This window comes from Methylocystis heyeri, assembly GCF_004802635.2.
GTDB lineage: Bacteria > Pseudomonadota > Alphaproteobacteria > Rhizobiales > Beijerinckiaceae > Methylocystis > Methylocystis heyeri.
This window is the reverse complement of record NZ_CP046052.1, coordinates 280,598-305,724: the sequence shown is the minus strand read 5'-3', so window position 1 is coordinate 305,724 and position 25,127 is coordinate 280,598. Positions and strand designations below refer to the sequence as shown.

Genomic DNA, 25,127 nt, shown 5'->3' with positions numbered 1-25,127 from the left:
GTCCGTCAACCCGCCGATCAATACGCCATCTTGTGAAAAGCCCGCAGGGGCGTTTGCAGCAGGATCCATATATCCATCGAAATGCACCGCCTTTCGATATATTCCACGTCCAACCTCACCCGCTCGGACATTTCCTCTACGGTGCGGGTTTCGCCTCGCAGGCCGTTGACCTGAGCCCAACCGGTTATGCCGGGCAGAACGCCGTATCTCACATGGTAGTTTTCTACGATCTTTCCGTAAATTTCATCGTGAGCCAGCGCATGGGGCCGTGGCCCGACGAGGGACATTTCGCCCCTTATCACATTCAGGAGCTGCGGCAGTTCGTCCATGCTGCTTCTTCGCAGAATGCGTCCGAGGCGAGTCACGCGAGGGTCGTTTCGCGTGGCCTGCCGCACAACAGGACCATCTTCCAGAACTTTCATGGTTCTAAATTTGAATATGAAGAAAGGCTCGCCGTTCAGCCCGCGTCGACGTTGCGTGAACAATACGGGACCATGGCTGTCGAGCTTGATGGCGACGGCGACCACGAGCAGAAGCGGCGCCGACAACGCCAGAAGAAGCGTCGCCAATGCGACATCGAATGCTCGTTTGGTTTCTCCAACGCTCACGCTCCGAGTTGCCAATATCCTCGACGAATCCGCCATGTCCGTCCTGTATTTTGATTGATCGCCATGGCTTGCAAATGCGACGAAAGCCTTTCTCAAAACGGCATCATTCTTTCCAGGCGGCATACGCTGTCTCCCGATCGACGCAGACCGTGTCACTCCCTTCATATTCCTAAGGGCGCCGGATTTTTAGTCCCATGGCGCGCTACCTCCTGAGCGCCTCGGCTGCTTTCCGAAGTAGCCAGATTGGCGCCTCGGGCGCGAATAGTTATCGAACTTTCGAGATACCTCGCGATCCAGCGACGTTTTCCGGGTGCCTCATCTGCTCAATTTGAAACACGCGCTGTCGCCGATACTTCTCTTGTCCTCGACGAAGCATCGACCTCAACAGCGATCGAACGTGGAGCCGGCAGATGGATGCGAAGCGTTCAGCAAGATGGTTCGCAAGACGCCATGTCGACCAATGCGAGTCTTTGACGGGGAAGACGCGGTTTTATGTCGGAGGCCTGAGAGTGAGCCTTACAGGCAAGGACGGCGCGCTTTCACAGATCGAGAACTGGATCGCATCGCGTTCCCCAAACTTCGTGTGCCTCGCCGACGCGCATTGCGCGGTCGTATCCACAAAGAACCGCGCGCTCCACAACGCCTATCAAACCGCGGGCCTCGTGCTCGGCGACGGAATGCCGTTGATTCTCATGTGCAAGCTTCTCAACGAACGGCGGCCTCAAAGGGTGAGAGGGGCGGACTTGATGAGAGAACTTTGCGGCGTTTCGGCGGAGCGCGGATACCGCAACTTTTTCGTCGGCGGTCGAACAGAGGCGCTCTCCGAACTCGCCAAGCGGCTGACGGAAAGATATCCCGGCCTTCCGATAGCGGGGTTCATTTCCCCTCCGTTCCGAGAAATGACGGATCTCGAAAGCCGGGAAATGATCCGGCGAATCAACCAAGCCAAGCCTGACATATTATGGGTGGGTCTCGGTGCGCCGAAGCAGGAGTTGTGGATGGCGAAGCACAGGGCTGAAATCACTGCTCCGGTGATGATCGGAGTGGGAGCGGCATTCGATTTTCTCTCGGGAAGCAAAACTGAAGCGCCACTATGGATGCAAAGATGCGGCTGCGAATGGCTATTCAGGATGTGCAGCGAACCGAAGCGGCTCAGCCGGCGTTATCTTCACGTCGTTCCGTCTTTTTTGGGCCTGCTCTTCATCGGCGTTCTGAGTCGCCTCTCGGGCGCCAAGACCGGGGCCGATCCGATTTCGTAACGCCGACTCCGCGAACAATAGGTCGAGACATGGCTTCAAATGCTGATGAACAAAAAACATGCCCATTGTGCCGGGAAAAGGAAAGGTTGCAGTCCTTCTGGCGAAACCCCGACTTCTTCCGCTGCGACGCCTGCGGCGCGATTTTTCGGGACCCTTTTCCAAGCGAAGAGGCGCTGAAGGATCTCTATGAAAGGAGTTGGGTTGCGCCCGAAGCGTCGCGCGCGGAAACCGGCGCGACGGACAGCGGCGTCGCTGACGCCATTGCGGGCTATCTCCTGCGCTCTACCGACTCGCCTAGCTTTGCGGGCAAGCGGATATTGGATTTTGGCGGAGGTCTCGGCGCCATGGCCGCGGCGCTGAGGCGTCGTGGCGCCGATGTGTTCGTGGTTGAGCCGTTCGGCGTGGATTACCTCACCGGGCGCGGCTTCAAGGCCTACCGATTTCTCGAGGATATCCCAGCCGAGTTCACCTTCGACGGCATCACGAGCCTCGAGGTGGTCGAACACCTTCCCGACCCTACCGCCGCGCTGCGACAATTGAGCGCGAGACTGACGCCGGGCGGATGGCTTTTCGTGACCACGCCGAACCCCGAAGGATTGAATGCCGCTGTGTCGGGATCGAGCTGGCGAGAAGCCGAAAAGCCAGGACATCTCTTGTTCTTCCCGGCGCCGACCCTAAAGCTGGCGCTGGAGCGGAGCGGTTTCGAACAAGTGGAGAGAAAGCGTTGGCCGATACGCTTCCCCAACGCGCCGGTCATCAAAAGAGCTATCCACTTTCTCTTGCAGGCCGCCATGGTCGATGGAAGCGTGCGTATGCTCGCGCGAAAGCCGGCGCCCGATCAAGGCGCTTCGGCTTTGGCTTCGTGATCTGCATGTCGAAGTCCAGCGCGCCGATCAGGAGCTACATCACGACGAGTTGGGACGATGGCCACCCCATGGATATGCGGGTGGCCGAACTCCTGGCGAAGTATCGATTGCAGGGAACATTCTATATTCCGAGAAAGTGCGAGACGACCGTCATCGATCCGGCCGCGATGCGGGAGCTCGGCGCCAGCTTCGAAGTCGGCGCTCACACGATGAACCATGTGATCCTGGCGCATTCCCCGCCGGAAGTCGTCGAACGGGAAGTCCGCCAATCCAAGGCATGGATCGAAGACGTTACAGGAGTCGCCTGCAAAGTCTTCTGCCCTCCGCAGGGCCGTTTCAAGCGCAGGGATATGGAAATCGTGGAACGCGCCGGCTTTGACGGAATGCGCACCACCGAACTGCTTTCGCTCGCCCCCCCGAGGCGCAAGCGGGCATTTTCGGTCATTCCGACGACTGTTCAGACCCAGCAGCATGAACTGCAGCTCTACGCCAGAAACCTCGTCAAGCGCGCCGCATTTCGCAACGCATGGCGCTTTGTGAAAAGCGGTTCGAATTCGGATTGGGTAGCGCTTTCCCGCTTCTGCCTGAACCTCGCTGTCAGAGAGGGGGGCGTATTCCACCTTTGGGGACACTCATGGGAGATTCAGAAGAACGAGCAGTGGAGACGGCTTGAGCTGGTGCTGCAGGCCCTTTCGGAGGCAGCTTCATCCTCGAAGCCGGTCACCAACGGGCAATTGTGCGAGTTCGTCTGAGGCTGTCGCGGCCGACTCTCCCAATCTCACAGGGGTGCGAAATGGACATTCTTTTGGTGCACTGCTTTTATCAGCAGGTCGGCGGCGAAGACCTGTGCGTGAGAGCGGAGTCGGCGCTGTTGAAATCGAGAGGCCACAATGTGGTGGAGTATTTTCTCGACAATGCGGCGATAGCGGACGCCAACCGGCTCGCGGTCGCGGCCGGGGCGATATGGAATCGCGCCGCCTATCGCCGCGTGCGCGAAATATGCCGGAGCTACAGGCCGCAAATCGTCCATTTTCACAACACGATGCCGCTCGTCTCTCCCTCCGCCTATTACGCCGCCAAAGCCGAAAACGCCGCCGTCGTCCAAACGCTTCACAATTACCGTTTAGCCTGCCCGAATGGATTGTTTTTTCAGGATAAACGCGTGTGCGAGAGTTGCCTGGGGAGGCGCTTTCCCTGGCCCGGGGTCTTACGGCGATGCTATCGCGGCAGCTTGACCGCCAGCGCGACGATCGCACTCATGACGTCCCTGCACAGGCTGATGGGCACCTGGGAAAACGCCGTCGACACCTATATCGCGCTCAGCGAGTTCCAAAAGAACAAGTTGATCCGGGCGGGCCTGCCCGGCTCGAAGATCGTCATCAAGCCAAACTTCTCCGAGCGGGATGCGATAGGCCGCGGCGACGGCCGGTTTGCGCTATATGCAGGGCGGCTGTCTCCCGAAAAAGGCGTCTCCACTTTGCTCGATGCGTGGAAGCTTTTAGATCAGGATATCCAGCTCACCATCGCCGGCGAGGGGCCTGAATCCGACCTCGTTGAACGCGCCGCCGCGCAGGACGGCAGAATTAACTTTCTGGGCCATGTTTCGGGCGAGCAAATCTGCGACCTCGCGGGTCGCGCGACAACGCTGATTGCACCCTCTCTTTGCTATGAGAACTTCCCCAGGGTCATCGTGGAGGCCTTCTCCCGCGGAACTCCCGTCATCTGCTCGAGATTCGGCGCCATGCCCGAGATCGTCGCCGACGGCGAGGACGGACTGCTGTTCACGCCCTCCGACGCCGCCGATCTTGCAGAAAAAGTCAAACGGCTGTTCGGCGATCCGGGATTGCGGAAGCGGATGCGAAAAGCCGCCTTGCACAAATTTGTCGCCAGCTACGCGCCGCAGTCGAACTATCTCCAGCTCATGGCGGCGTATGGGCGCGCCCTGAACCTGCCGAGGCAAAGAGAGCAGGCGATGGCGCTATAGAGCGCGCGCGAGAAAGGTTCTCTACCGGCCATTGGAGCCGAGGACGCAGCTTCCGTTCGCACGGCTGTGTTCCGGCTGCGCCGACGGGCTCGCCCGCGGCACGCGCTTCTCGATTTCCGCATAGAGAGCGGCCGTCACCGTCGGCCATTTGTATTCCGAATAGCGCTGCGCCGAAGCCTCGGCCATTGCAAGTCGCAGATCTTCGTTAGAAGCGAGCGAAACGATAGCGTTGGCGAGTTCGCGGACGCATTCCTCCTCGCTTCGGCCGTCGACATCGACGACATAGCCGCAGGTTGCGTCGACCATTTTGGCCGGACCGCCGAGACCGAGGCAGATGACCGGCAGGCCGCTGGCGAACGCCTCCAAAATCACTGTCGGCGCGGCGTCATGCAGGCTCGGGAATAGGAAGGCGTGGCGGCGGCGGAACAAGCTCATCACTTCGTCCCGAGGCGCTTCGCCCCGAAAGCAGACATATTGCGATACGCCGAGACTTCTCGCGAGATCCTCGAAATCCTGCCGGGCCGGCCCGCTGCCGACCATATCCAAGGAAGCGTCGGCGCCCTGCGAACGCGCGGCGGCCAGCGCCCGTATGGCGAGATGTCCTCCCTTCCAGTATACCAGGCGTCCTGCGTACAGCATTTTGAGCGGCTCGCCCGCCTCACGGCGCAAGGGAGCTGCCTCAGGCGCGCCTCCCATCCCCATTCCCACATCGACCACGGCCTTATGCCTGTAGCAAGCCGGAACCGCGAGCAATGACGCTTCCGATCGGACGATGATGAGGTCCGCGTTTTTGAAAGCTGAACGGTTGAGGGGCTCAAACCGCAACATCACATTATGGATGTCGCGCAGCAGTTCCGTAAACCATTCCTTCGCCGGCATGCTCTTGCGGAGCGCGAAGGGAGCCCGTTCTCCACCCCCGAGGGGGCCAACCACGGTCGGAAGTCCGAGCGAGCCCAATAGCGTGGGATAGCGAATTCCCGCGAGCGTCACATGATGAACCATATCGAAGCCGGCGCTTCTGTACAAACGCCTCGCGCGATGAAGCGCGCTGAACTGCCAAAGAAAGTTGACGAGATGCCAGGTCGTCGAGAAGAGCCCCAGCTTCAAGCCGCGATCCCGCAGGGCCTCGAGCCAGACCGGCATGAAAACGTCGAATGTCAGATTTGGAGGCAGATCGCCCCTGGCGACTTCTCTTTCGATTTCAGATCTGCATTCGGTCTGGGTCATGACGTGGACGACATGTCCGAGCCGCGCGGTTTCGATTGCGATGTTCCAACCAACGCCGGGCTCGGAGCCACGACCGGGACCGCATGAGAAAGCGCTCATCAGGATTCTCACAGAAACCCCCTTTGGCGAAGTTGGACGTCAGACCATTTTATGCGCTTTCCGTTCGGGAGTGATCGCCCGTGTGAAAGGCAAGCGCATTAGCCCGACGGGGTCGCTTCACGTGGGCGCCGACGAGCGATCGGCATTCCATAGAGCTGCGCGCCGTTGGTTGGAAAATGCCCATTCGAACTACTCCTCTGCGAGCTGCTCCAACCCCCGTCGCGATCTGCGACGCCGTCCTCATGAAGCGACGACGACCGGCGAGAGCTTCGGCGCGCAAAGACTCGCACGGCAGACGAGAATTCGATGAAGACATGCCGTTCGTCAAATAGTTCCGTCCACGGGACAAACGTTATAGTCTCCAAGGACTTTCCTTTAGCGATTAATATCCATTGACGGAGCGGGCCAGGCTTTGGGACTCTCCAGAGGCTGAAAGCGACCGGAGAGCGACCTATCTTCCTCTTTAGCGCAACGTCCCCGTTCGCTCACGATCAGTAGACGCAGTCGAAGCCCGCTCACGAAATGAGCTCCTGTCAGGGAATGAAGGTGATGCTGTTCACGCCGAGGAATCATTCATCCGCGGATAAACATCGTACGCTGGACGAACTGCCGATCATCGAGAAAGATATTGTGCAAGCGAGGCGGCACGCTCGGGACAGTCTGGAGCCCAGGAAGCAGCTGATCAGGCGACGCCTGCCGTTCATCCTGCTTTTCGCGTCTGGCGGCGCTGCGCTTTTCCTTCTTGCAGCCCTGATGCTTCCGCCCACCTACGCCGCGAAATCCATGCTGATCGTAGACCCTCAGGTGAGACCGCCTACCGACGCCTCCAACGAAGGAACCGCGTCCCGAGTCGCCGAAATCAACAGCGGAAGCGCGGCCCTCGCCATCGAAACCCATATGGGCGTATTGAACTCCCGCGACTTCCTGCAGCGCGCGGTTTCAGGTCTTTCGGGTGAGACGGCGCCCGAGACGGTGAAACAGAGCGAGGAACAACAGCCCCGGAAAAAGGCGACTTCCGGCGACCTCGTATCCCAACTCTCCGAACGGCTCGCCGTTTGGGCCGACGCGCTGCTCAAATCGCCGAAATCCACAACGCCGATCGCCGACGAATTGGAAAAGCGCATTAAAATCGCTCAAGACGGCAAGTCGGACATCATCACCGTAACATTCAATTCTTCCGATCCGACTTTCGCCGCCGACGTCGTGAATCGCATAGCGGAGTCCTATGTCGACAACCGCACCGAAATGCTCCAGGCCTCCACCAAAAGAGAAATCGCGCACGTCACCGCGAACATAGCCGTCGTCAAGAGCGAGGTAGGACGAGCCGACGCTTCAGCTTTGAGCCTATTGCAACGCCGGCCCGAAGCGACCGGAGAAACCGCCGGCCAGGGAAAGCAGTTCACCTATCAGCGGCTCCGCGAGCTTACCTCTGAAGCGGCCACCGCGCGGCTTCTTCAGCCCAGCCTCCAGCGTCGACTGGGGCTTCTCCAGGCCGAGTTGGCGAATATCAAGCCCGACGTGCGCGTGTTGGCTCTGGCGAGAACGCCGCAAAAGCCGAACTCGCTGAACCCGATCATACTCGCGGTTCCGGTGTTCGTTTCTCTTCTGATCGCCGGATCGTGGATCGCGGCGTGGCTCGACAAACTCGACATGCGCCTGCGCAGCGAAGGGGACCTGCACAACTGCCTCGGCGTTCCCTGCTCGGCGCTCCTTCCCAGAGTCCGCAAGAAGCGGTTCTTTCAACCCAAGACGCGCGAGGATCTGCTCGGCCCCGAACTGGGGCCGTATGCTCAGGCCATTCGCTTTCTGGTGGCGTCCGTGCATCCCGAAGCCTCGGAACGAAACAGAAAGATCGCCAGGGTGATAATGGCGGCGTCGAGTCTTCCTGAGGAAGGGAAATCTACGCTTTGCCACAGTCTCGGCGCCTTCGTCGCATCGATAGGGCTGAAGGTGTTGATCATTGACTTCGACAAGCGGGGGCCTCAACGCAATGCGCCTCTGATATCGACGGCCGGCGTCGTGGAGTCGATTGAGAGGATCGCGCCCGCCGACGCCGATTATCTCGCGCTCGGCCGCTCTTCCGGAGATCTGTTGCGCTTGCTCACGAGCGAGGACTGGGCGAACGCCTTCGACGAACTCAAGCGCAAATATGATTATATCCTCCTCGATTGCCCTCCCCTTCTCGGAGTCTCCGACTTTCGGCTGGTCACGCCCTTTGCCGACAGGATCCTCTTTCTGGTGAAATGGGAGAGCACGAAATGGGACCAGGCGCGGAGCGCCTTCCGCATGCTTCGCGGCTCCGGCGCCCCTGATGAAATCATGCCGGTATATACGCAGGTCGATCTCGCCCGCCAGGCGCTCTACAGCAGCGGCGCTCTCTCCGACTATTTCCTTCACCAGCGCAGATATTGGGCCTCCAAGGCCCGGCTGTTGGCCATGCCTTCGGTAAACGCGCAGCTTGCGACGCCGGCGGAGCAACCCGGCGCCGCGGTCGCCGGCGGAGAATGCAAAGCCGCGGAGGCGTGAGCCTCCGTCCCGGCGCTGGCGGCAGTGCGCGGCGCGCTCGTAAGATACCCCTCGAGCCGCGCGGAGAGAGCCGTTGAGCCGGACAAAATCCGGTCGACCTCCGGGCTGGCGGGCCCCCTGAATGATCGGTAGCCCCTCGGAGATAAAGGGCTTGCCCGATCGATGCGGAGGCGCGGGGGAGAGACTTGCGCGGCGAGGCTCATGCTCTCAGGCGCGCCATCCACTGTCAGCGGTGCGGATATCTATCGTTCGGCAGGCAGGAAAGCCCGCGCGCCACGGCCGAAAAGGCTGGAGGCCCGGGTGTGCTCCAGCCATTTTCTCAGCCGGAGGTTCAGGGGCTTTTCCACCAGCCGATGGATCGCATAGCCGACGCCCACGGCGGCAGAAATCGAGGCGACATGCCAGCCCGCGACGCCGACGGCTCCGAGCCCCGGAAAAAGCGCGGCGCCGATTTTTCCGAGGAAGGAAAGGACCAGCCAATGGCTGAGGTAAAGCACATAGGAGCTGTCGCCGATCGCCTTGAAAAAGCGGGCAAAGCTTCGGTTCAGGCGGGGCTCCATGCCGATTGAGCCGCAAATCAGCAGAAAACCGACGAGCCCGCATCCTACGATGCGGATTTCAGATATTTCGGGGATGGGCCAAAAATCGGATGCGGCGGAAAGCAGCGCGTAGAACAGCACGGCCAGCGACAATTGCAGCGCCGCCCATCGCCCGGAGACATAAGGGTGGAATTTATATGCAAGCGCGCCGAACATGAATTCCGGGTAAAATACGCTTATAAAGCCGTCCGCGCGCGCTGGAGCAGCCCCGAGGCCGGCAATCAGCATTACTGAAGCGATCAGCGCGATCCAAGCGACCACGAACCTCCCGCCGTTCAGCAACAGCAGAACGAAAATGGAGAAATAGAAGCCCATTTCCTGAACCAGGGTCCATCCCACCCCGAGCATGGGGGCCTGTCCCTCCGGCAGCAGAAGCAGGGAAAAAATCGCATGTTTGAAATCCGCTGCGGCGTTCCCGCTGAAACCCGCGACGCTGAAACGGGGATTGATCATGCAGACCGCCAGAACGATCAAGCTGAACAGCCAGTACATGGGAAAGATTCTGGTCACCCGACGCAATATGAAGACGCCGGGCCTGTCCTCTCCTCCCCGCACAACCAGCATGGTCATGATGAACCCGCTGATGCAGAAGAAAATATCGACTCCGAAATAGAGGTGGTTGAAGACGCTCGGGCAATGCAGGCGGAGGAATTCCCGGTCGTCCGTCGGCAGGTAGCTATGGACGAAATGCTTGACCGAAAGATGGGAATGCCAGACGACGACCATCAGCGCCGCCAGCGCGCGCAAAATTTGTATGGAGACGAAGTCGCGTGACGTAACCGCGCCGCCGAGGACGGGTTGCGTTGACTCCATGTCTTTCGAAAGCGGCTGCGCCGCGCCGCACGACGCCTCAATCACGACAAATGGCCTCCTCCGCCGCTTCCGGTTTCGCCCCCGCGCCGTCGGCTGAGAGAAACGTGACGAGCATTTCGCCAAGACCCTCAAAACCGATCCCCTCATATCGATCGAGCCGGAGCTTCTCTATCGAAGCGCGCGCCGCGCGCGCGACGGGCGGCGCCAGCGCAAGCTCTTCGAGCCACTGCTCCATCTCTCGCATCTCGTCGATCCTCCGCTGGAAATGCGCGGGGTAAGTCGAGAGAAGCCGGCTCATCATTTCGGATATCTGCGGATAGAGACGTCCCGAAAGCCAGAGGACGGCGTCGAATTGACCAGAGGCGCGCGCGGCCTGCATTGACTCGAGATAGAGAGCCGGCAGGCTTTTGGTCAGGATCGACATGCACATCTTGACCGCCGCGGCGGCGGCGAAATCCTCTCCGATGAATTTCGCCTCGGCGCATGGATTGAAAAGTGCGGCCGCAGCCCGGCCGCCCGCGCCGCTGAGCATGACGACGTTGCTTCGCGTGAGACGATTGCCGGGACCGAAAAAGGAAGCCTTCGCGCAAACCACGCCTGCGTCCCGCAAGGCGTCCGCTATCGACATGGCGGTCAAAGGAGAGATCGAATTGCCGTCGATGAAGACGGCCCTCTTCCCGCTATTGGCAACACCCGCTCCGCGCAGGCGCTCGAGCGCCGCGGCCACCTCGACGCATACGTTGATCGCCTCGGCGGGAGTGGCGAGAGACAGGATAAAGTCGCTTCCCGCCAGCATGCTGTCGAGGGAGGGATGCAGTTCGAAGCCCGCATCCGCTGCGCGCGCGCTCGTCGCCGCGCTTCTTCCGGCGACGGCGCAGCAGACGAGATGACCCTGTTCCGCAAGGGCTTTTCCGACCGCCGCGCCAAGCGACCCAGGCGAGATGAGCGCTACCTTCGTCATGCCGATGAGGCTCCGCGGTCAAACTTTGAGCGAAATGGTCCGCCGACGCGAAAACACGCCCGGCGAGCGCCGCCGTTCGGCTCTCGCCGAGATCGAGAGACATCGGAATGACCGACAGGTTTTAGAAACTCATTCCGCTTCGCTCCATCCGAGGCCCGCCAGTACATCGTCCACCCACGCGTTGGAGAACGAGCCTTTTTCCAGGCTTTTCCGGTAGTCGGCGCTTCGCTCCAAATATTCCATGAGGCGTTGGAGCACGCTCTCCGCATGAGCGGCAGGCATGACGACGACGCCGCTGGCGTCCGCCACGACAATATCGCCGGGCTGAACGACGACCCCGCCGCAGCAGATAGCGTAATTTATTTCCCCCGGCCCGCGATGCAGGGGGCCGACCGGAGTGGCGCCTCGCGCAAAGACAGGCAGATCCCGACTGCAGATGTCCTCGACGTCCCGGACATAGCCGTCCACGATGAACCCTGCGACGCCGCGATGCTTGGCCTTGGTGCAGATCATGTCGCCGAGCACGGCGTTCAAAGGGGAAGCGTGGGCGTCGACGACTATGACATCCCCCGGCTTCGCGATGTCGAGCGCCTTGTGCACCATGAGATTGTCGCCCGGGAACACCCTCACCGTGCAAGCCGGCCCGACCAGCCTGCTCTCCGCGGAGGAAATCGGCTTGATTTCAGCCGAAATGGCGTAGAGCCGGTTCATCTGATCGGAGAGGTCGGCGACCTCCACCCCGGCGAAAGCTTCCAGCAGATCCCTCGACGGCCGTGCGAAGTTGGACCTTATGCGGAAACCCGGCCCGAGATGGATTTTTGCCGACCGGGGCGGAGCCACTCCTCCACTGGATTGCTGTGGGAAGTGAGACTTGGACTGCGCAAGGATCTCCGTCACGGCGATGCTCCAGTGGATTGAACTCATGATGATGATAGCCGACCTGCAACGACGAAAAGAAGCGATACTCCGGCTTACAATCCAAAAGAGGGAACGGTAACCCGTTTGGAGGTCAACCAATATTTCAGGTAATCCTACGTTGAAACTCGTACGTTGCTGACGAATATTTGGTACTCCAGAGAATTTATCGATTTACGCTCGTCTCGTCATTCCGACGTCGCGCCGGGAGGGCGGCGCCGAGCCGAAATGGAACCGAACGCTGGAAGAACCGCGGGATACAGCCTGTTAGGAAAACGTGCGAATTTACCACCTTTTTATCTAAAATAGTACGTACGTATCAATTCTAGTATCCGGCTATAGCTCTAAAATAATTAGTCTTTTGTAGTAGATAATGGTCGTGTCACAATAATTGTACTAAATTTTCTCTTGCGTCGCACAATCATAAATGTATCTTTTAATCTACTAAAAGGAGGTAGTTGTGGCCAAGTTCAAGAGTAAAATCCCCACAATTATCATCGCGAAGAACAGTCTTTTTCGTGAAGGACTCTCTCGCATTTTATCATCAGAAAGATACGAAGTAGTCGCCTCTACGTCCATATTGGACATCGAGGTCATGAGCTGTTTGAGACAAACTGAAATCAGTCTCCTGGTTCTGGGCGCCGGACTCGACGCCGAAGAAACAGCAGGCCAACTGAATCTCTATAAAGATCAACAGCACAACGGCTATTCCGTCATCATTACCGAACAGGAGAAACCTCTGGAGATCGTCTCGGCGCTGCAGGCCGGCGCCAACGCCTGCTTGACGAAGGACGCCACTTCCGACGCCCTTCTCAAGACGATAGAGCTGGTCATGCTCGGAGAAACCGTCGTTCCCCAAGGCATGCTTTCCCACTTGCTCAAATGTGAAGAAAGCTGGCTGGCGGAAACTGGAACGGAACAGATATCGTCGCCGAAGCCGGAACTCGATCTGGTGTGTGCGCCCCACCCTCCCTTCGATCCAAGGCCGCCGGCGTCGTTCCCGCAACTTTCGGCGCAGGAGAAGCGAATCCTGTCCTGTCTGATCGTGGGAGACTCGAACAAGATGATCGCCAGGAAGGTCGATATCGCCGAGGCCACAGTCAAGGTTCACGTCAAAGCCATCTTCCGCAAGCTCGGATTGAAAAACCGAACGCAGGCGGCGGTGTGGGCGCTGAACCAAGGCTCCCATACAGCAGGTCCGCCGAGCCAGCTTTCGGCGCCGTCGGCGGCAAGGCTGGATCGCGGCCCATCATCGACGCCGGCTCTCGAGAGCGAGCTCCAGCCGAGCTGAGCGGGGATATGGGCATCCCGCTCGGCTCTCCCTCAATCGCCGGAGAAACGCGAAGATGAGCGAAGCCACGGCTATAGTCACCTGCATGACGGACGCGGAGCGGCCGTTCGTGACGGATGCTCTGGCCTCGGTCGTCAGCCAGACTGCGGCATGCGACATCATTGTGGTGGCGGAGGAAGCAAACACCTGGATCGAGGAGCTATGCGTTCCTTTTCCAGGGGTTGAGATCTTGCGCCGTCCGGTCGGCCCTCCGGGCGCCTGCCGCAACAGCGGAATCGCCGCCGCCAAAACAGAATTCGTCGCATTTCTGGACGGCGACGACGTCTGGCTGCCGACCAAGATCGAGAAGCAATTGAATGTCATGGAACGGGGCGAGCGTGACTTCGTCGGCGTCGATCACATGCTGATGACCGAGAGCGGCGCCGTTTTCGCCTATGCGCTCGCCAGAAATATACCGATGACGAGTTCCTGGATGGTCAGGCGCGAAATCATGCTGCGTCGTCCGTTCGACCCCGACCTCTGGGTCGGGGAAGACGGGGCTTGGTGGATCGCCACTCTCGACGAAGTCGAAAAATGGCGCGTCCCCGAGCCTCTCACGCATTATCGCGTCCGCGACGGCTCTCTGTCGGGAGGCACGAAGAGCAAACGCCGCAAAGCGGCACTTGCAGAATTGAGCGCCCTGCCTCTCGCGCGACCGCTTCTGATGGCGGCCACATGGGCGTTGCATAGCGTCACGGAGCGCGAGACCTATCTGCCGCTGAACGAGTGGCGCGGCTCTCCAGCGCAGGAGGCGTGAGGGCGCGTTTTGCCAGGCGGATCCAGCTGCTGAAGACGAACACCGCTCGCCCGACGTTGTGCCGCAAGCTGGGCGCGGGATCGCGCCAGGAAAAATAGGGGAAGACGCGCGCCCGGGAGATCTCGGCCAGCCATTTGCCCCAGCCGATCTCCTTCCTTCTCCAGAGTTGCAGGAAGGTGCGAAAATCCTCCATGGGAATCCAAAGCACGAGGCCTTTCTCGTAGTCTGCGGGCGGGGGCGTCGGCTGTCCCGTCAGACGCGCAACCGTGATAGCCGTCAGATCGACGCCGCTCCTGACGAGAAGAGGGTCCCCGAGCGTGAAGCGCGCATTGACCTCGATGATTTTGAGTTGCCCGTCGCGCGGATCGCGCTTGAATTCGACATTGCCTATGCCTTTCAACTTCAGACTTGCAAACAATCGCCGGCCCAGCGCGGCGGCCTCGGGGTTCCAGTCCGTCACGTGATAGCTCACGCTGCCGGTATGAATCGGGGAACGACGAACGACGCGCTTGGTGAACTCGGCCAGCGCATGTCCTTTCTCGTCCAGATAAGCGTAATAGCTGCAGAGCTGGTCGTCTCCTCCAGGGATGAACTCCATGGCGACCGCCTGCACTCCTTTTTCGAGCAGGGGCGCGAGCCGCAGGAATTCGTCCTCGTCATCGGCGATCACGATCTTGCCGCCCAGCCGATCTGCGTCGGGAGAATGGATCGGTTTGAGGACCACGGGAAATTGAAAGGCGCCGGATGCTTTTTTCATATCGGAAAAAGATCTTACATATTCGAACTTCACTGTGGGAATGCCCGCGTCCCGGGCGTGGCGGTAGGTTCTGAACTTGTCGAGCAGCAGCAGGCGGGTCTCGGGCTCTCCCTCTTCCAGAACGAACTTCTTCGACAGATCGCCGGCCTTCTTGGCCAGAAATTCTATCGCCTGATCGCTGCACGCGAGCAGCAACGCACCGCGCAGCCACTCCGACTCCGGGCCGAGCAGGAAACGTTCCCATGACGCCGCATTGGCGCCGCCCTCGGCAATTCGCGTCACGCCTTTCGAATAGCGCACGGGTTCATGCGGTTCGGAGAGGCAATAGACGCGTGCGCCCAGGCTGGTCAGGCTGCGCGCCACCGACAACGCATTCTGCGATCCGTCTATGACGATTGCGGCGACGTCTCGTCCGATGAGAGAAGACCGGTCTGTCATTACTTCACACCGTTCGTTGCAAATTAATTGGCGGTCGCCTCACCAATAACCCGGCTTGCAATCGAATGCATCCGCTTCAATGTAGTTAGGAGTTGCGCGTAGGAGCCTGAAACACCGCGACCGAGCCGATTGAGAACCAAATATGGATTACCGCTCGCGAGCATGTCCATGCGGAACCGAAGCAGGAGCGTGGGAATGATTTCGCTGAAGCCAGGGCTTTGACGAATACGACCCGGAGCCGGCTGATTTCCGAAGCGATTCCGAGGAACGACCATTTCAAAGCAGCGTTGTAAGAGCGCGTCGCGCGCCCTTTGCGCAGGCGCGGCCGAGTTCATGGCGTCGCCGAGAGATCCAAGGCGGCGCGGAGAGGGTCCCCCATGTTCACGCACAACAAGAAGCTGCAGTACACCGTTCGCGTTTCCGAGGCCAATCCGGTCCTTGCGAGCCTTATTCTGGAACAGTTCGGCGGCCCTCACGGGGAGTTGGCGGCTGCGATGCGCTACTTCACCCAGGCGCTTTCGGAAGAGGACGCCGGACGCAAGGACATGCTTCTGGATATCGCCACGGAAGAGCTCTCCCATCTCGAGATCATCGGCAGCGTCGTGTCCATGCTGAACAAAGGCGTCAAAGGCGAACTGGCGGAGGCGCGCCAGGCCGAGGCCGATCTTTACAGGTCGCTGACGCAAGGGGGCGACAGCCATACGCAATCGCTGCTCTACGGCGGAGGGCCGGGGCTGACGAATTCTTCCGGCGTGCCATGGAACGCCGGTTATATCGACACGATCGGAGACCCGGCCAGCGATCTGCGTTCCGACATTGCGGCGGAAAGCCGGGCCAAGATAATTTATGAGCGCCTCATCAACATCACCGAGGACCCGGGAGTGAAGGAAGCCCTGGGCTTTCTCATGACCCGCGAAATCGCGCATCAGAAGTCGTTCGAAAAAGCGCTCTACTCGATCGAGAACAATTTCCCTCCCGGCAAGCTCCCCGGAATGCCGCAATTCGCGGATCTATATGTCAATGCGTCACGCGGGGAAGGCGATTGCGAAGGGCCATGGAACAAGGGGAACGGTTGGCGCAGACTCGACGATATCGAGGCGAATCTTCCACTCGACGGCGGAACGGGTTTCGCTTCCGTGCAGCTCAGCCAGACCGAACAACGAGACCTCGAGAGTTTTTCCATGCGAACCGAATCCGACGCGACGACTGGAACCGACACAGGTTCCGGGCGCATGTCGCCTTGATATTGCGAGAGGGCGTTCGCCTGCGCGCCCTCCTCCCCCGGAGGTTTCTCGAGCGCTAATACGCCGTCGACCGATGTCCCCAGCCAGATGGGATTCCCGCGAGAAGAACAGCAAGCACGCCGGTGAGAAAAACGCTGTCGAATGTGCCTGCGCCGCCGATCGAAGCGATCGGGGCGCCGATCTCTTCGATTTGCGGAAGATGCATCAGGTCGGCTCCGATGAGCGTGCCGAGACTGCCGGCGACATAGGCCAAAGGAGCCGCGCGCTCCCAGGATAGAACAAGCGACACGACAGCGGCGGCGAGCAACGGGATAAAGAAGGGAACCGTTATTCCGACGCCGGGCACGGGACTCGCCAAGACGTACACGATGGCGCCGACGATGCCGATCGCGATCGGACCGACGATCCAGATGCGGTTGCGAAGGATGAGGTAAAGGGACAGTAACGCAGGGATCACCGCCCCGCCGACATTGACCGCGATCACGGTTCCGGGCCAATCGACCGGAACTGGAACGACATAGTGCTCGCCGAAGAAATCCACGACCTCCTGAGCGCGCGTTTGCACTTCCGGCAATCGAGCGACTGCGATGTTGACATAGCTGCCGAGCAGAGAGGCGATCAGCAACAGGAGAGCCGAGTTCGCGCTGAGCCCTATGCGCCTGTAGGCGTATGTGAGAACGCCAAACTGAATAAGAAAGAACACCAGGGCGAGCGCGCCGATCAGAAACAGATAGAAGAAGGGCGGAAGAGGAAGATAATGTATCTGGCTCTGGTGCATGCCCGCATTCCTCTCCGCCCGCCCGGTAACTGGAGCCGGCGAGAAGGCGGTCAAGCGGCCGTCCATGAGGCGGACAGCCGCGCACAAGCAATCCCCGTGGCGATTATTGTTCCTGTGGCGGCGGTCTTCGACGATCGATCTAATCGGCCGCAGCGGAGATTGCGGCCTTCTCGTCGGCATGCGCTCTCGCCGCGGCCTCCGCCAGCACGGTCTTCCGATTTTCGATGGCGCGCCGCGCGTGTTCGATCGCGAGCGAAACCGGCGCATGATCCCCTTTCCCGCTGTCTTCGAGCAGATTGCTGACGCAGGCGGAAACGGAAGAACGAAACTCGCGCTCCAGCGACGCGAGTTCGTCGGCGTTCGCTTTCGGGGCTTCGTCGGCGAGCATGAGAAGGCGAAAGACTCTCTCCTGGTCTTTCGCCAGCCGCCTGTTGGTGAACAGGCCCCAGAGAACCGCGATGAGCGATCCGAGCAGACTGAGAGGAATGCCGATGGCGTATAGATAGGTCTGCAACTCGTCGAGAAAGCTCTGGTCCCCGCTAGACAAATAGGCCGCGACGCCGGGGTGGATCGGCAGGATCGGGTTTTTTTCGTCAGGATCAGGCGCCTCGATTTCCGCGGCCAGCGGCGTGAGCGCCATCAGCTTGCCCTTGGTCTTGAGTATGGAGCGGGCCAGCGCTCCGGCGACCGCGTTGAGCATTCTGGTGGGCACGGCGAAACGGTAGGTGACCGCGACGCCCTTGATGTCGTCGTCGGGAGTGGCCGGTCGCCCTTTGAAGGCGCCCTTGGGAATGTCGATATCCTCGAGGCCGGGGAAGCGCTTGGCTATCGCCTCATTCTCATCGAGGCCGAGGATTTCCGGCGTCCCCTTCGTGGCCTTGGCGACGGCGGCGACGGTCTCCACAATCTGCCCTGGCCCAATGGGTCCGACCGCGAGAACCGCCACTGCGCGCTTTTCGCGGATCGCCAGCCCAATTTCCGAAAAGGGAAGAAAGACGCGCTTCACCGTCTCCGGAGAAACATTGAAATAGCTCAATATCAGGTCGAGGGCGTGGGCGTTTTCCGCCTGCACGGGGCCGAGCGGAACGGCGACGGTCTTGCCTGCAAGCTGGCCGAAGCTCTTTATCGGCGAGCCGGGCGGCAGAACGACGGCTACGACGTCGCGCCGCAAAATCACCAGAGACTGGCCGTTGATGGGGGGCGCGACGTCGCTTCGCACAACGGCGATGCTCACCTGCCCGTCTTCGAGCGCTTTGGAACTCGCTTTCAGATTAGGCACGGAGACGGTTTCAAACCGAATGCGGGGATGCTCCGCTTCCGCGGTCGAAACGAAAGCGGCGATAAAGCGCTCCGCCGCGCCTCCGGCAGGCCCGGTCGTGATGCGCAGCGTCGCGTGCGGGGAGTGAAAATAGAAAGTCGCCAAAACAACGCCGACGGCGAGCATGGCGCCCGCCGGAAGCAGGACCGCGAGACGCGGCGGTTTCAGGCCGAATAACCCCATGACGCCCGCTCGCTCCCGTTGTCGTTACAAACAGCGCCGCGACGTTCGAAGCGTCGTTCCGGAGGGCGGCGTTGTCAATAGCTTGTGCGGCGCCCCCCCGGTCTCGTCCGTCTCTCTCGCCGGCCGTGGCTTTCCTCGGTCGCCCGGCGCTATAATGGCCTCATGGCCGATCCGACGAAAGCAGCGTCCCCCAAGAAACTCCTCATCGTCGCGCACGCCCCGTCCCCCAACACGCTGCGTCTTCGCGATGCTCTGGCCGCGGGCGCCCGCGAGCTGCAAATCGAAGGGCTCGAGGTCCAGGCTCTGGGGCCTTTCCAAACCCATCCCGAAAACGTCGTCGCCGCCGATGCGATCATTCTTCTGACGCCCGAAAACCTCGGCTATATGAGCGGAGCGCTGAAGGATTTTTTCGATCGCATCTATTACCCCTGCCTGGAGCGCACTCAGGGCCTGCCTTACGCGCTTTGCGTCCGCGCCGGGAGCGACGGCGGCGGAACGAGGCGCGCGGTCGAGACGATTGCGACTGGACTGCGCTGGCGAAAAATGCAGGAACCCCTCATTTGCCGCGGCGAATGGCGCGACGGATTTCTGGCCGATTGCCGGGAGATGGCGATGCGGGCGGCCGCGGGCCTGGACGCGGGGATTTTTTAGCGCGGCCGCCGACGGCTTGCAGTAATGGGAACCACCCCGCCAAGGGCTGGTCCCGGATTTCGGACACGCTAAATTGGCTGCAGTGCGGAAATTCATTTGGACCCGACCCATGAGAGACCAGTGTCGTTCCTTCGTCCGCGCACTGTCGCTTGCAGCGTTGCTGTATGCTATCCTTTCTTCTCCCGCGCTGGCGCAGCCGATGCAGGTGCTGGTGTTCGGCGACAGCCTCAGTTCGGGTTTCGAACTGCCGGAGGAGCAGGGTTTCCCTTCCGTGCTCAGACGCAAACTGATCGCAGACGGCTATGACGTCGTCGTCTGGAACGGCTCCACGCCCGGCGAGACCAGCGGCGAAGCGCTTTCCAACATTTCCACCGCGCTGGAATATCACCCCGATCTCGTCATCGTGGAATTTGGCGGCAATGACATGCTGGAGCATGTTCCGCCGCAGCAAGTCTACCGAAACCTCGACGCGATGATCGCCATCATCCGGGGGCAAGGCGCCCGCGTCATCCTAGCCGGGATGCTGTCGTTGCCAAAGAACGGACCCAGATATGTCGTCGGTTTCGACGAGATCTATCCCGCTCTTGCGCGCGCGCGGGGCGCGCCGCTCTATCCGTTCTTTCTGCAGGGCGTCTACGGCAACCCCTTGCTGATGAAAAGCGACAACGAGCACCCCAACGCGCTCGGCGTCAGAAGGATCGTCGCCGGAATAGCGCCGCTCGTCGAACGTTCGTTGAAATCGATCGGTCGGCGCGACGGGTTGCAGGTCACGCGCTACCGTTAGCGCGCGTTCGGCTTAAACACAGTCGAATGCGCTCCAAATCTGTGGCGCGTATTTTGCTTGCCTTGCTTGAGATGCGTGCGCTTTGTCGCAAAAACTGCGCCCGCGCCGACCCGGCGCAATCCACCGGCCGGGTGATCCATTGCAGCCCTGACCCAAGCTCATACCATGACTATGACGACGCAGGAAAAGACCATACTTGTCTGCGGAATCGGCGAGATAGCGTCGGCGACGGCGCGCCGGTTGGCGGGCGAAGGCTACGCAGTCGCAATTCATCAGGAGACGCCACCGGCCACGCTCAGGCGCTTGATGAGCTTTTCGGACGCGTGGTTCGATGTTCAGGCTTCTCTGGACGGTTTCAGCGCAAGGCGCGCCGACACCAGCTCCGAGTTCCTGCTCGGCCTACAGACTGGAGAATTCATCCCGATCCTCACCCAGCGCTTTGTCGACGTTACCGAGCGCTGGCCCTGGGACATCATCGTGGCCACGGCGGATGACGGCGAAGCGCCGCCCGAGCCTCTTCTCAATCTCGCCGAGTTCACCATCGGCGTCGGACCCGAATTCAGTGTGGGAAGGGACTGCCACGTCGCAATCCAGACAGAGGGACGCGATCCCGGCGCGATCGTCCGCGAAGGCGCCCCGCCGCGCTTTCCCAAAAGCCCTGTCGAGGAAACCTCCAGGATTTTGGCGGGCGCCTGTGGGGTTTTTCGCGCCCGGCAGACCATCGGCTCCTGCGTGCGGGCGGGCGACATGCTGGGCGAGATCGACGACGCTCCGGTCTATTCGCCGGTGGCGGGACGCATCAAGGGATTGGCGCGCAAGGGATTGGCGGTCCGGGACGGAACCGCCGTCGCCGAGATCTGCCGGTCCGACGCCGGGCAGGTCGCCGGCATGGGCGAGCGGAGCGTGCTGATCGCCCGCGGCGTCGCCTTCGCGATTGAAGCGGAGCTCGAAGGTTGGACCCCGCTCCAGTTCGAGAACTGGCTTTAAAGCGCGTTGGCGCAAAAGCAGACGCGATAAAAATGCGCTCCTGCTCTCCCGAAGGCTTAAAAAGCGCGCCACCGTGCGTAATGCGCATTCACGCCCGATGACGCATGGCTTTTTTTCGAGGCCCCGATCCCGAGCGCGACAAGAACAGCGACGGCGCGGGAAACAACCCTACTTATAGGAGCAATTGGCGAGATAGCGTCGGCGACCCCACGCCGGTTGGCCGCTACACAGTCGCAGTCGAAGCGCGGAGGCCATCATGGTCGATCTTCGTCGCAGCGCCGTCGCAGTCGGGATAGAAGGGTTGGATGGCAGCCTTTTTCTGCCTCCGCGGCCGATCGGGCTGATAATTTTCGCTCATGGTAGCGGATCGTCGCGCCATAGTCCGCGCAATAATTTCGTCGCCCGAAAGTTGGCCGATGAGGGTCTGGCCGCCTTGCTGTTCGACCTCCTAAATATGGAGGAATCCGAAAACAGGGAAAATGTTTTCGATATTTCCTTGCTTGCCTCTCGCCTGGCGGAGGCGGTCGACTGGGCGTCCGCAAGCGAGGAGTTGCGCCGTCTACCCATCGGCCTTTTCGGCGCCAGTACAGGAGCGGCCGCAGCTCTCGTGACTGCAGCCCAGGAGCCACGCCGGATCGCCGCGGTGGTTTCGCGCGGGGGCCGCCCCGACCTCGCCGCCGCAGAACTCGAAAAAGTCGCCGCGCCGACATTACTCATCGTGGGCGGGCTGGATTTCCCCGTCATAGAACTCAACCGCAAGGCGCTACAGCGGCTGCGCTGCGAGGCCTGTCTGGAAATCGTCCCCGGAGCCACGCATCTTTTCGAGGAGACGGGCGCCCTTGAGAATGTCGCGGACCTCGCCGCCAACTGGTTTCTCCGACATATCCGCCAATCCAAGAAGACGACCGAAGCCTTTGACGAGGGATGAAAAAAAAATCATGGGCGAAAGCGTAGACATGAGCGACGGCGAACCCGCGCCGCGCGCCGACGCCCCACGCTGGGAGCATTTCTCGCATGGCGCGGATCTGGGGATACGCGGCCTTGGCGCTACGCCCGCGATCGCGTTCGAGCAGGCGGCGGTGGCGCTGTGCGCCGCCATGGTCGATCCGCGCGACATTCGCCTCGAGGAACCGGTCGAGATTACGCTGGAAGCGCCCGCGCTCGACCTGCTGCTGGTCGATTGGCTGAACGCCGTTACATATGAGATCGCTACGCGTCGGATTATATTCGGGGCCTTCGAAGTCTCGATCTCGGGAACGAAGCTGGCGGCGCGCGCTTTCGGCGAGAAGATTTCTCGCGAGCGCCATGCTCCAGCAGTGGAGGTAAAAGGCGCGACATTCACCGAGCTTGCCGTCCGCGAGGATCGCCCCGGATTGTGGCGAGCCCAATGCGTCATCGACGTCTGATCGGGCGTCCGGCTATCGGATAAGGGGGCTGCGCCATGGATCGCCGTCGCTTCGAGAAGCTTTCAGACAATGCTTGGCGCGTCGCTCCTTTCGGCGCCATGCGCGTCCCTGCCGTCATTTACGCGAGCGAAGACCTGCTCGAGGAAATGGACGACAAGGTCTTCGATCAAACGACCAATGTCGCAATGCTTCCGGGGATCGTCGAAGCGTCCTACGCCATGCCGGACGCGCATTGGGGCTATGGATTTCCCATTGGCGGCGTGGCGGCCTTCGATCCGCAGGCCGGCGGCGTGGTCTCGGCGGGCGGGGTCGGCTTCGATATTTCGTGCGGCGTCCGCACCCATCTCACCTCGCTCACGCGCGAAGAAGTCCTTTCAGTCCAAGAAGAACTGGCCGATGCGCTCTATGCGCTCGTGCCTGTCGGAGTCGGCGCGGAAGGCGAGGTCGTCCTCGATCGCGCGGCCATGGACGCCATGCTGACCGGTGGCGCGAGATGGGCGCTGGAGCAAGGTTTCGGGAACGCAAAAGACCTCCTCGGAATAGAAGAAGGGGGATGTATCGAAGGAGCCGAGCCCGCCGCGGTCTCGGAACGGGCCAAAGAGCGCCAAAGGCGCGAAATGGGAACGCTCGGATCGGGCAATCATTATCTCGAGGTTCAGGAGGTAAAGCACATCTTCGATCCAGCGACAGCCGCGGCCTACGGTCTCGAGCGCGGCAAGTGCGTCCTGACCATACACTGCGGCTCGCGCGGTCTCGGCCATCAGATTGGAACCGAATTTCTCCGCGAGATGGCGGTCTCCGCCCAAAGCTTCGGCATTTCGCTGCCCGACCGCGAGCTCGCCTGCGCTCCCATAAATTCCGAGCTGGGGCAGCGCTACCTCGGCGCGATGCGCGCCGCGATCAATTGCGCGCTCGCCAATCGCGAGATCGTCGGGCACATCGCGCGGGAGGTCTTTGCGCGGTTTTTCGGGAAAAGCGAGCTTCCGCTGATGTTCGACGTTTCTCACAACACCTGCAAGCTGGAAACCCATCGCATTGGAGGAAAAGATCGCGCGCTCTTCGTTCATCGAAAGGGGGCGACGCGCGCTCTCGGCCCGGGCAGCGCGAGCCTGCCGGAGCCCTTCCGGCAATATGGACAACCCGTTTTGATCGGCGGCAGCATGGGCGCGGGCTCTTATGTTCTCGCAGGGGTCGAACAAAGCGAGGATCGCGCCTTTTCCTCCGCCTGCCACGGCGCCGGACGCCGCCTCAGCCGGCATGCCGCAACCCGCGCCTGGAGCGGCCGCCAGATTGTCGACGAGCTGCGCGCAAAGGGCATCGTGGTGAGAAGTCCCTCGATGCGCGGCGTGGCCGAAGAAGCGCCCGGCGCATATAAGGATGTCGGGGCGGTCGTCGATTGCGCCGAAGCCGCAGGGCTCGCCAGGAAGGTCGCCTATCTTGCCCCGCTGATCTGCATCAAAGGATAAGGATCACAGAGCCGGCTCGGCCCTCAGCGAATCCCGAGCGATTTTCCTGACCCGGACGCCGAACGGGACGCTTTCACTGTCGAGCTTCTGCGCCATCCATTCTGCGTCTTCGGGTGAGGCTGCCTCTAGCCGTAGCCGCCTGACCTTCAAGGGCGCCAACTCCAGGGCGACGAGCTCGCCGTTATCTGCGTCGATGTCGGCGAAGAACATCAGCGAGAGATCGCCGCGATAAGTCTCGTCCCCCCCGATCCCCTCGTAATCGTTCAGGAAATCGCCGCATCCGTAAAGTATGAGGCGGTCGCGGTAGATTTCGATGGCCTTGGGATGATGCGAGGAATGGCCGTGGACGATCCGGACTTCGGCCCGGTCCATCAATCCGTGAGCAAACAATCGTTGTTCCTCAGGGACTTCGTAGCTCCAATTCGGTCCCCAGTGGAGGGAGACGACGGCCAGATCATCAGGCTTGCGCGAAGCTCCTATGATATCGCAGGCATGGTCGAGGCTTTCTCCGGAAAGATCGGGAAGAAAGTTTACCCCTGGCCTGTCTCGAGTCGCCTCCCAATGTCGCGGCGTTCCGCCGCTCGGCAGAGCGAAGGAGAAGACGACCGCCCTCCCTCTTCCGGGAAGCGGGAAGACTGCCGGTTCTTGCGCTTCCTTAAGATTGCGTCCGGCGCCCGCCGTCCGAATTCCCAATCTCTCGAGCGTATCGAGGGTTTCAAGAAGCCCCCCCTGCCCCCAGTCGAGAACATGGTTGTTCGCGAGCGCGCAAATATCGACGCCGAGCGAGCGCAGGCACGCTGCGTTGGCCGGGCTTACCCTGTAATTGATGCCCTTTGCTTCGTAATCCTCGCTGGTCGTCGCGCTGGTCTCGAGGTTTGCGATGCAAATATCCGGGCGCCTCGATTCAAGCTTTTCCAGCGAGGCGCCCCAGGGATAGGAGAGATCGACCGGAGCCGTTATCCGCCCGGATGCCTGTTCGGCCAGCTTGACGTAGTCCATGGCCGAGGCGAGGTAGGGCTCATGCAGCAAGGGTGGACAGGGCCGGGGGAGGATCTGGTCTATGCCCCGGCCAATCATCACATCCCCACAAAGAAAGATGCGAACGGTCTTGCCTGCGCTGGGCGCTTCGAAAACGCTCATCTTCGCACTCCGAAGGCGCAGCCGAAGCTTC

General features: G+C 60.9%; 23 protein-coding genes. 14 read left to right on the top strand and 9 right to left on the bottom strand.

The window, feature by feature from the left end; translation table 11 throughout:
- Nucleotides 1-17 precede the first annotated feature (17 nt).
- Nucleotides 18-644, bottom strand: coding sequence for a sugar transferase (locus H2LOC_RS01285; protein ID WP_154331535.1), 627 nt, complete (start codon nt 642-644; stop codon nt 18-20).
- 473 nt (nt 645-1,117) lie between these two features.
- Here H2LOC_RS01285 and H2LOC_RS01280 point away from each other — a divergent pair, with 473 nt between their 5' ends.
- From H2LOC_RS01280 to H2LOC_RS01265, 4 genes are all read left to right on the top strand, one after another.
- On the top strand, nt 1,118-1,867 hold the full coding sequence (locus tag H2LOC_RS01280) for a WecB/TagA/CpsF family glycosyltransferase (RefSeq protein ID WP_246206934.1): 750 nt from the start codon (nt 1,118-1,120) through the stop codon (nt 1,865-1,867).
- A gap of 86 nt (nt 1,868-1,953) precedes the next feature.
- Nucleotides 1,954-2,733: a class I SAM-dependent methyltransferase gene (locus H2LOC_RS01275; RefSeq protein WP_162009677.1), complete on the top strand. Its 780-nt coding sequence runs from the start codon at nt 1,954-1,956 to the stop codon at nt 2,731-2,733.
- A 5-nt stretch (nt 2,734-2,738) separates the two neighbouring features.
- Complete coding sequence (locus H2LOC_RS01270; RefSeq protein ID WP_136494738.1) at nt 2,739-3,485, top strand: polysaccharide deacetylase family protein; 747 nt, start codon at nt 2,739-2,741, stop codon at nt 3,483-3,485.
- A gap of 41 nt (nt 3,486-3,526) precedes the next feature.
- Entirely contained in the window at nt 3,527-4,717 is a 1,191-nt protein-coding gene (locus H2LOC_RS01265) for a glycosyltransferase (RefSeq protein ID WP_136494737.1), read from the top strand.
- A 21-nt stretch (nt 4,718-4,738) separates the two neighbouring features.
- On the opposite strand, the gene H2LOC_RS01260 is transcribed toward H2LOC_RS01265, so the two are convergent.
- Entirely contained in the window at nt 4,739-6,043 is a 1,305-nt protein-coding gene (locus H2LOC_RS01260; protein WP_136494736.1) for a glycosyltransferase family 4 protein, read from the bottom strand.
- Nucleotides 6,044-6,592: 549 nt separating this feature from the next.
- On the opposite strand from H2LOC_RS01260, the gene H2LOC_RS01255 reads away from it, so the two are divergent.
- The gene (locus H2LOC_RS01255; RefSeq protein ID WP_162009676.1) at nt 6,593-8,569 is read left to right on the top strand and encodes a polysaccharide biosynthesis tyrosine autokinase; all 1,977 of its coding nucleotides are present in this window, start codon (nt 6,593-6,595) and stop codon (nt 8,567-8,569) included.
- A gap of 242 nt (nt 8,570-8,811) precedes the next feature.
- Here the strand turns inward: H2LOC_RS01255 and H2LOC_RS01250 are convergent, their stop codons facing one another.
- The 3 genes from H2LOC_RS01250 to H2LOC_RS01240 all read right to left on the bottom strand — a co-directional run bounded on the left by H2LOC_RS01250 (nt 8,812) and on the right by H2LOC_RS01240 (nt 11,866).
- Complete coding sequence (locus tag H2LOC_RS01250; RefSeq protein WP_162009675.1) at nt 8,812-10,026, bottom strand: acyltransferase family protein; 1,215 nt, start codon at nt 10,024-10,026, stop codon at nt 8,812-8,814.
- On the bottom strand, nt 10,019-10,942 hold the full coding sequence (locus H2LOC_RS01245) for a DUF1932 domain-containing protein (protein WP_136494733.1): 924 nt from the start codon (nt 10,940-10,942) through the stop codon (nt 10,019-10,021). The genes H2LOC_RS01250 and H2LOC_RS01245 overlap by 8 nt, the downstream gene beginning before the upstream one ends.
- Nucleotides 10,943-11,071: 129 nt before the next feature.
- Nucleotides 11,072-11,866 (bottom strand): RraA family protein, encoded by a 795-nt coding sequence (locus H2LOC_RS01240; protein WP_136494732.1) that lies wholly within the window; start codon nt 11,864-11,866, stop codon nt 11,072-11,074.
- A 451-nt stretch (nt 11,867-12,317) separates the two neighbouring features.
- Here H2LOC_RS01240 and H2LOC_RS01235 point away from each other — a divergent pair, with 451 nt between their 5' ends.
- Nucleotides 12,318-13,148 (top strand): LuxR C-terminal-related transcriptional regulator, encoded by an 831-nt coding sequence (locus tag H2LOC_RS01235; protein ID WP_136494731.1) that lies wholly within the window; start codon nt 12,318-12,320, stop codon nt 13,146-13,148.
- A 55-nt stretch (nt 13,149-13,203) separates the two neighbouring features.
- A complete protein-coding gene (locus H2LOC_RS01230) occupies nt 13,204-13,944 on the top strand; it encodes a glycosyltransferase family 2 protein (protein ID WP_136494730.1) in 741 nt (246 codons plus the stop codon).
- Here the strand turns inward: H2LOC_RS01230 and H2LOC_RS01225 are convergent.
- Complete coding sequence (locus tag H2LOC_RS01225) at nt 13,880-15,139, bottom strand: carboxylate--amine ligase (RefSeq protein WP_136494729.1); 1,260 nt, start codon at nt 15,137-15,139, stop codon at nt 13,880-13,882. The genes H2LOC_RS01230 and H2LOC_RS01225 overlap by 65 nt on opposite strands.
- 377 nt (nt 15,140-15,516) lie before the next feature.
- On the opposite strand from H2LOC_RS01225, the gene H2LOC_RS01220 reads away from it, so the two are divergent.
- A complete protein-coding gene (locus H2LOC_RS01220; RefSeq protein WP_154331534.1) occupies nt 15,517-16,383 on the top strand; it encodes a manganese catalase family protein in 867 nt (288 codons plus the stop codon).
- Nucleotides 16,384-16,438: 55 nt separating this feature from the next.
- Here the strand turns inward: H2LOC_RS01220 and H2LOC_RS01215 are convergent, their stop codons facing one another.
- Both H2LOC_RS01215 and H2LOC_RS01210 read right to left on the bottom strand, forming a co-directional pair.
- Nucleotides 16,439-17,161: a DUF1614 domain-containing protein gene (locus H2LOC_RS01215; protein WP_136494728.1), complete on the bottom strand. Its 723-nt coding sequence runs from the start codon at nt 17,159-17,161 to the stop codon at nt 16,439-16,441.
- 139 nt (nt 17,162-17,300) lie between these two features.
- Nucleotides 17,301-18,662 (bottom strand): TAXI family TRAP transporter solute-binding subunit, encoded by a 1,362-nt coding sequence (locus H2LOC_RS01210; RefSeq protein WP_246206933.1) that lies wholly within the window; start codon nt 18,660-18,662, stop codon nt 17,301-17,303.
- A 162-nt stretch (nt 18,663-18,824) separates the two neighbouring features.
- Between H2LOC_RS01210 and H2LOC_RS01205 the strand changes: the two genes are divergently transcribed.
- The 6 genes from H2LOC_RS01205 (at nt 18,825) to H2LOC_RS01180 (ending at nt 23,956) form a co-directional block, all read left to right on the top strand.
- Nucleotides 18,825-19,313 (top strand): flavodoxin family protein, encoded by a 489-nt coding sequence (locus H2LOC_RS01205; RefSeq protein ID WP_136494727.1) that lies wholly within the window; start codon nt 18,825-18,827, stop codon nt 19,311-19,313.
- A 109-nt stretch (nt 19,314-19,422) separates the two neighbouring features.
- Nucleotides 19,423-20,097, top strand: coding sequence for an arylesterase (locus H2LOC_RS01200; RefSeq protein WP_136494726.1), 675 nt, complete (start codon nt 19,423-19,425; stop codon nt 20,095-20,097).
- A 165-nt stretch (nt 20,098-20,262) separates the two neighbouring features.
- The gene (locus H2LOC_RS01195; protein ID WP_246206932.1) at nt 20,263-21,084 is read left to right on the top strand and encodes a hypothetical protein; all 822 of its coding nucleotides are present in this window, start codon (nt 20,263-20,265) and stop codon (nt 21,082-21,084) included.
- Between the two features lie 256 nt (nt 21,085-21,340).
- Nucleotides 21,341-22,012, top strand: a complete 672-nt coding sequence (locus tag H2LOC_RS01190; RefSeq protein ID WP_136494725.1) for a dienelactone hydrolase family protein — start codon at nt 21,341-21,343, stop codon at nt 22,010-22,012.
- 10 nt (nt 22,013-22,022) lie between these two features.
- Nucleotides 22,023-22,490, top strand: a complete 468-nt coding sequence (locus H2LOC_RS01185; protein ID WP_202620510.1) for an archease — start codon at nt 22,023-22,025, stop codon at nt 22,488-22,490.
- Between the two features lie 35 nt (nt 22,491-22,525).
- A complete protein-coding gene (locus H2LOC_RS01180) occupies nt 22,526-23,956 on the top strand; it encodes an RtcB family protein (protein WP_136494724.1) in 1,431 nt (476 codons plus the stop codon).
- Between the two features lie 3 nt (nt 23,957-23,959).
- Here the strand turns inward: H2LOC_RS01180 and H2LOC_RS01175 are convergent, their stop codons facing one another.
- Nucleotides 23,960-25,096 (bottom strand): CapA family protein, encoded by a 1,137-nt coding sequence (locus H2LOC_RS01175; protein WP_136494723.1) that lies wholly within the window; start codon nt 25,094-25,096, stop codon nt 23,960-23,962.
- Nucleotides 25,097-25,127: the final 31 nt, after the last annotated feature.

Bases quoted from the DNA above. Each gene is read 5' to 3' on its own strand.
- H2LOC_RS01285 (WP_154331535.1), bottom strand. From the start codon at position 644: ATGGCGGATTCGTCGAGGATATTGGCAACTCGGAGCGTGAGCGTTGGA.
- H2LOC_RS01270 (WP_136494738.1), top strand. From the start codon at position 2,739: ATGTCGAAGTCCAGCGCGCCGATCAGGAGCTACATCACGACGAGTTGG.
- H2LOC_RS01265 (WP_136494737.1), top strand. From the start codon at position 3,527: ATGGACATTCTTTTGGTGCACTGCTTTTATCAGCAGGTCGGCGGCGAA.
- H2LOC_RS01260 (WP_136494736.1), bottom strand. From the start codon at position 6,043: ATGAGCGCTTTCTCATGCGGTCCCGGTCGTGGCTCCGAGCCCGGCGTT.
- H2LOC_RS01255 (WP_162009676.1), top strand. From the start codon at position 6,593: ATGCTGTTCACGCCGAGGAATCATTCATCCGCGGATAAACATCGTACG.
- H2LOC_RS01245 (WP_136494733.1), bottom strand. From the start codon at position 10,942: ATGACGAAGGTAGCGCTCATCTCGCCTGGGTCGCTTGGCGCGGCGGTC.
- H2LOC_RS01240 (WP_136494732.1), bottom strand. From the start codon at position 11,866: ATGAGTTCAATCCACTGGAGCATCGCCGTGACGGAGATCCTTGCGCAG.
- H2LOC_RS01230 (WP_136494730.1), top strand. From the start codon at position 13,204: ATGAGCGAAGCCACGGCTATAGTCACCTGCATGACGGACGCGGAGCGG.
- H2LOC_RS01225 (WP_136494729.1), bottom strand. From the start codon at position 15,139: ATGACAGACCGGTCTTCTCTCATCGGACGAGACGTCGCCGCAATCGTC.
- H2LOC_RS01220 (WP_154331534.1), top strand. From the start codon at position 15,517: ATGTTCACGCACAACAAGAAGCTGCAGTACACCGTTCGCGTTTCCGAG.
- H2LOC_RS01215 (WP_136494728.1), bottom strand. From the start codon at position 17,161: ATGCACCAGAGCCAGATACATTATCTTCCTCTTCCGCCCTTCTTCTAT.
- H2LOC_RS01210 (WP_246206933.1), bottom strand. From the start codon at position 18,662: ATGGGGTTATTCGGCCTGAAACCGCCGCGTCTCGCGGTCCTGCTTCCG.
- H2LOC_RS01205 (WP_136494727.1), top strand. From the start codon at position 18,825: ATGGCCGATCCGACGAAAGCAGCGTCCCCCAAGAAACTCCTCATCGTC.
- H2LOC_RS01200 (WP_136494726.1), top strand. From the start codon at position 19,423: ATGAGAGACCAGTGTCGTTCCTTCGTCCGCGCACTGTCGCTTGCAGCG.
- H2LOC_RS01195 (WP_246206932.1), top strand. From the start codon at position 20,263: ATGACTATGACGACGCAGGAAAAGACCATACTTGTCTGCGGAATCGGC.
- H2LOC_RS01190 (WP_136494725.1), top strand. From the start codon at position 21,341: ATGGTCGATCTTCGTCGCAGCGCCGTCGCAGTCGGGATAGAAGGGTTG.
- H2LOC_RS01185 (WP_202620510.1), top strand. From the start codon at position 22,023: ATGGGCGAAAGCGTAGACATGAGCGACGGCGAACCCGCGCCGCGCGCC.
- H2LOC_RS01180 (WP_136494724.1), top strand. From the start codon at position 22,526: ATGGATCGCCGTCGCTTCGAGAAGCTTTCAGACAATGCTTGGCGCGTC.
- H2LOC_RS01175 (WP_136494723.1), bottom strand. From the start codon at position 25,096: ATGAGCGTTTTCGAAGCGCCCAGCGCAGGCAAGACCGTTCGCATCTTT.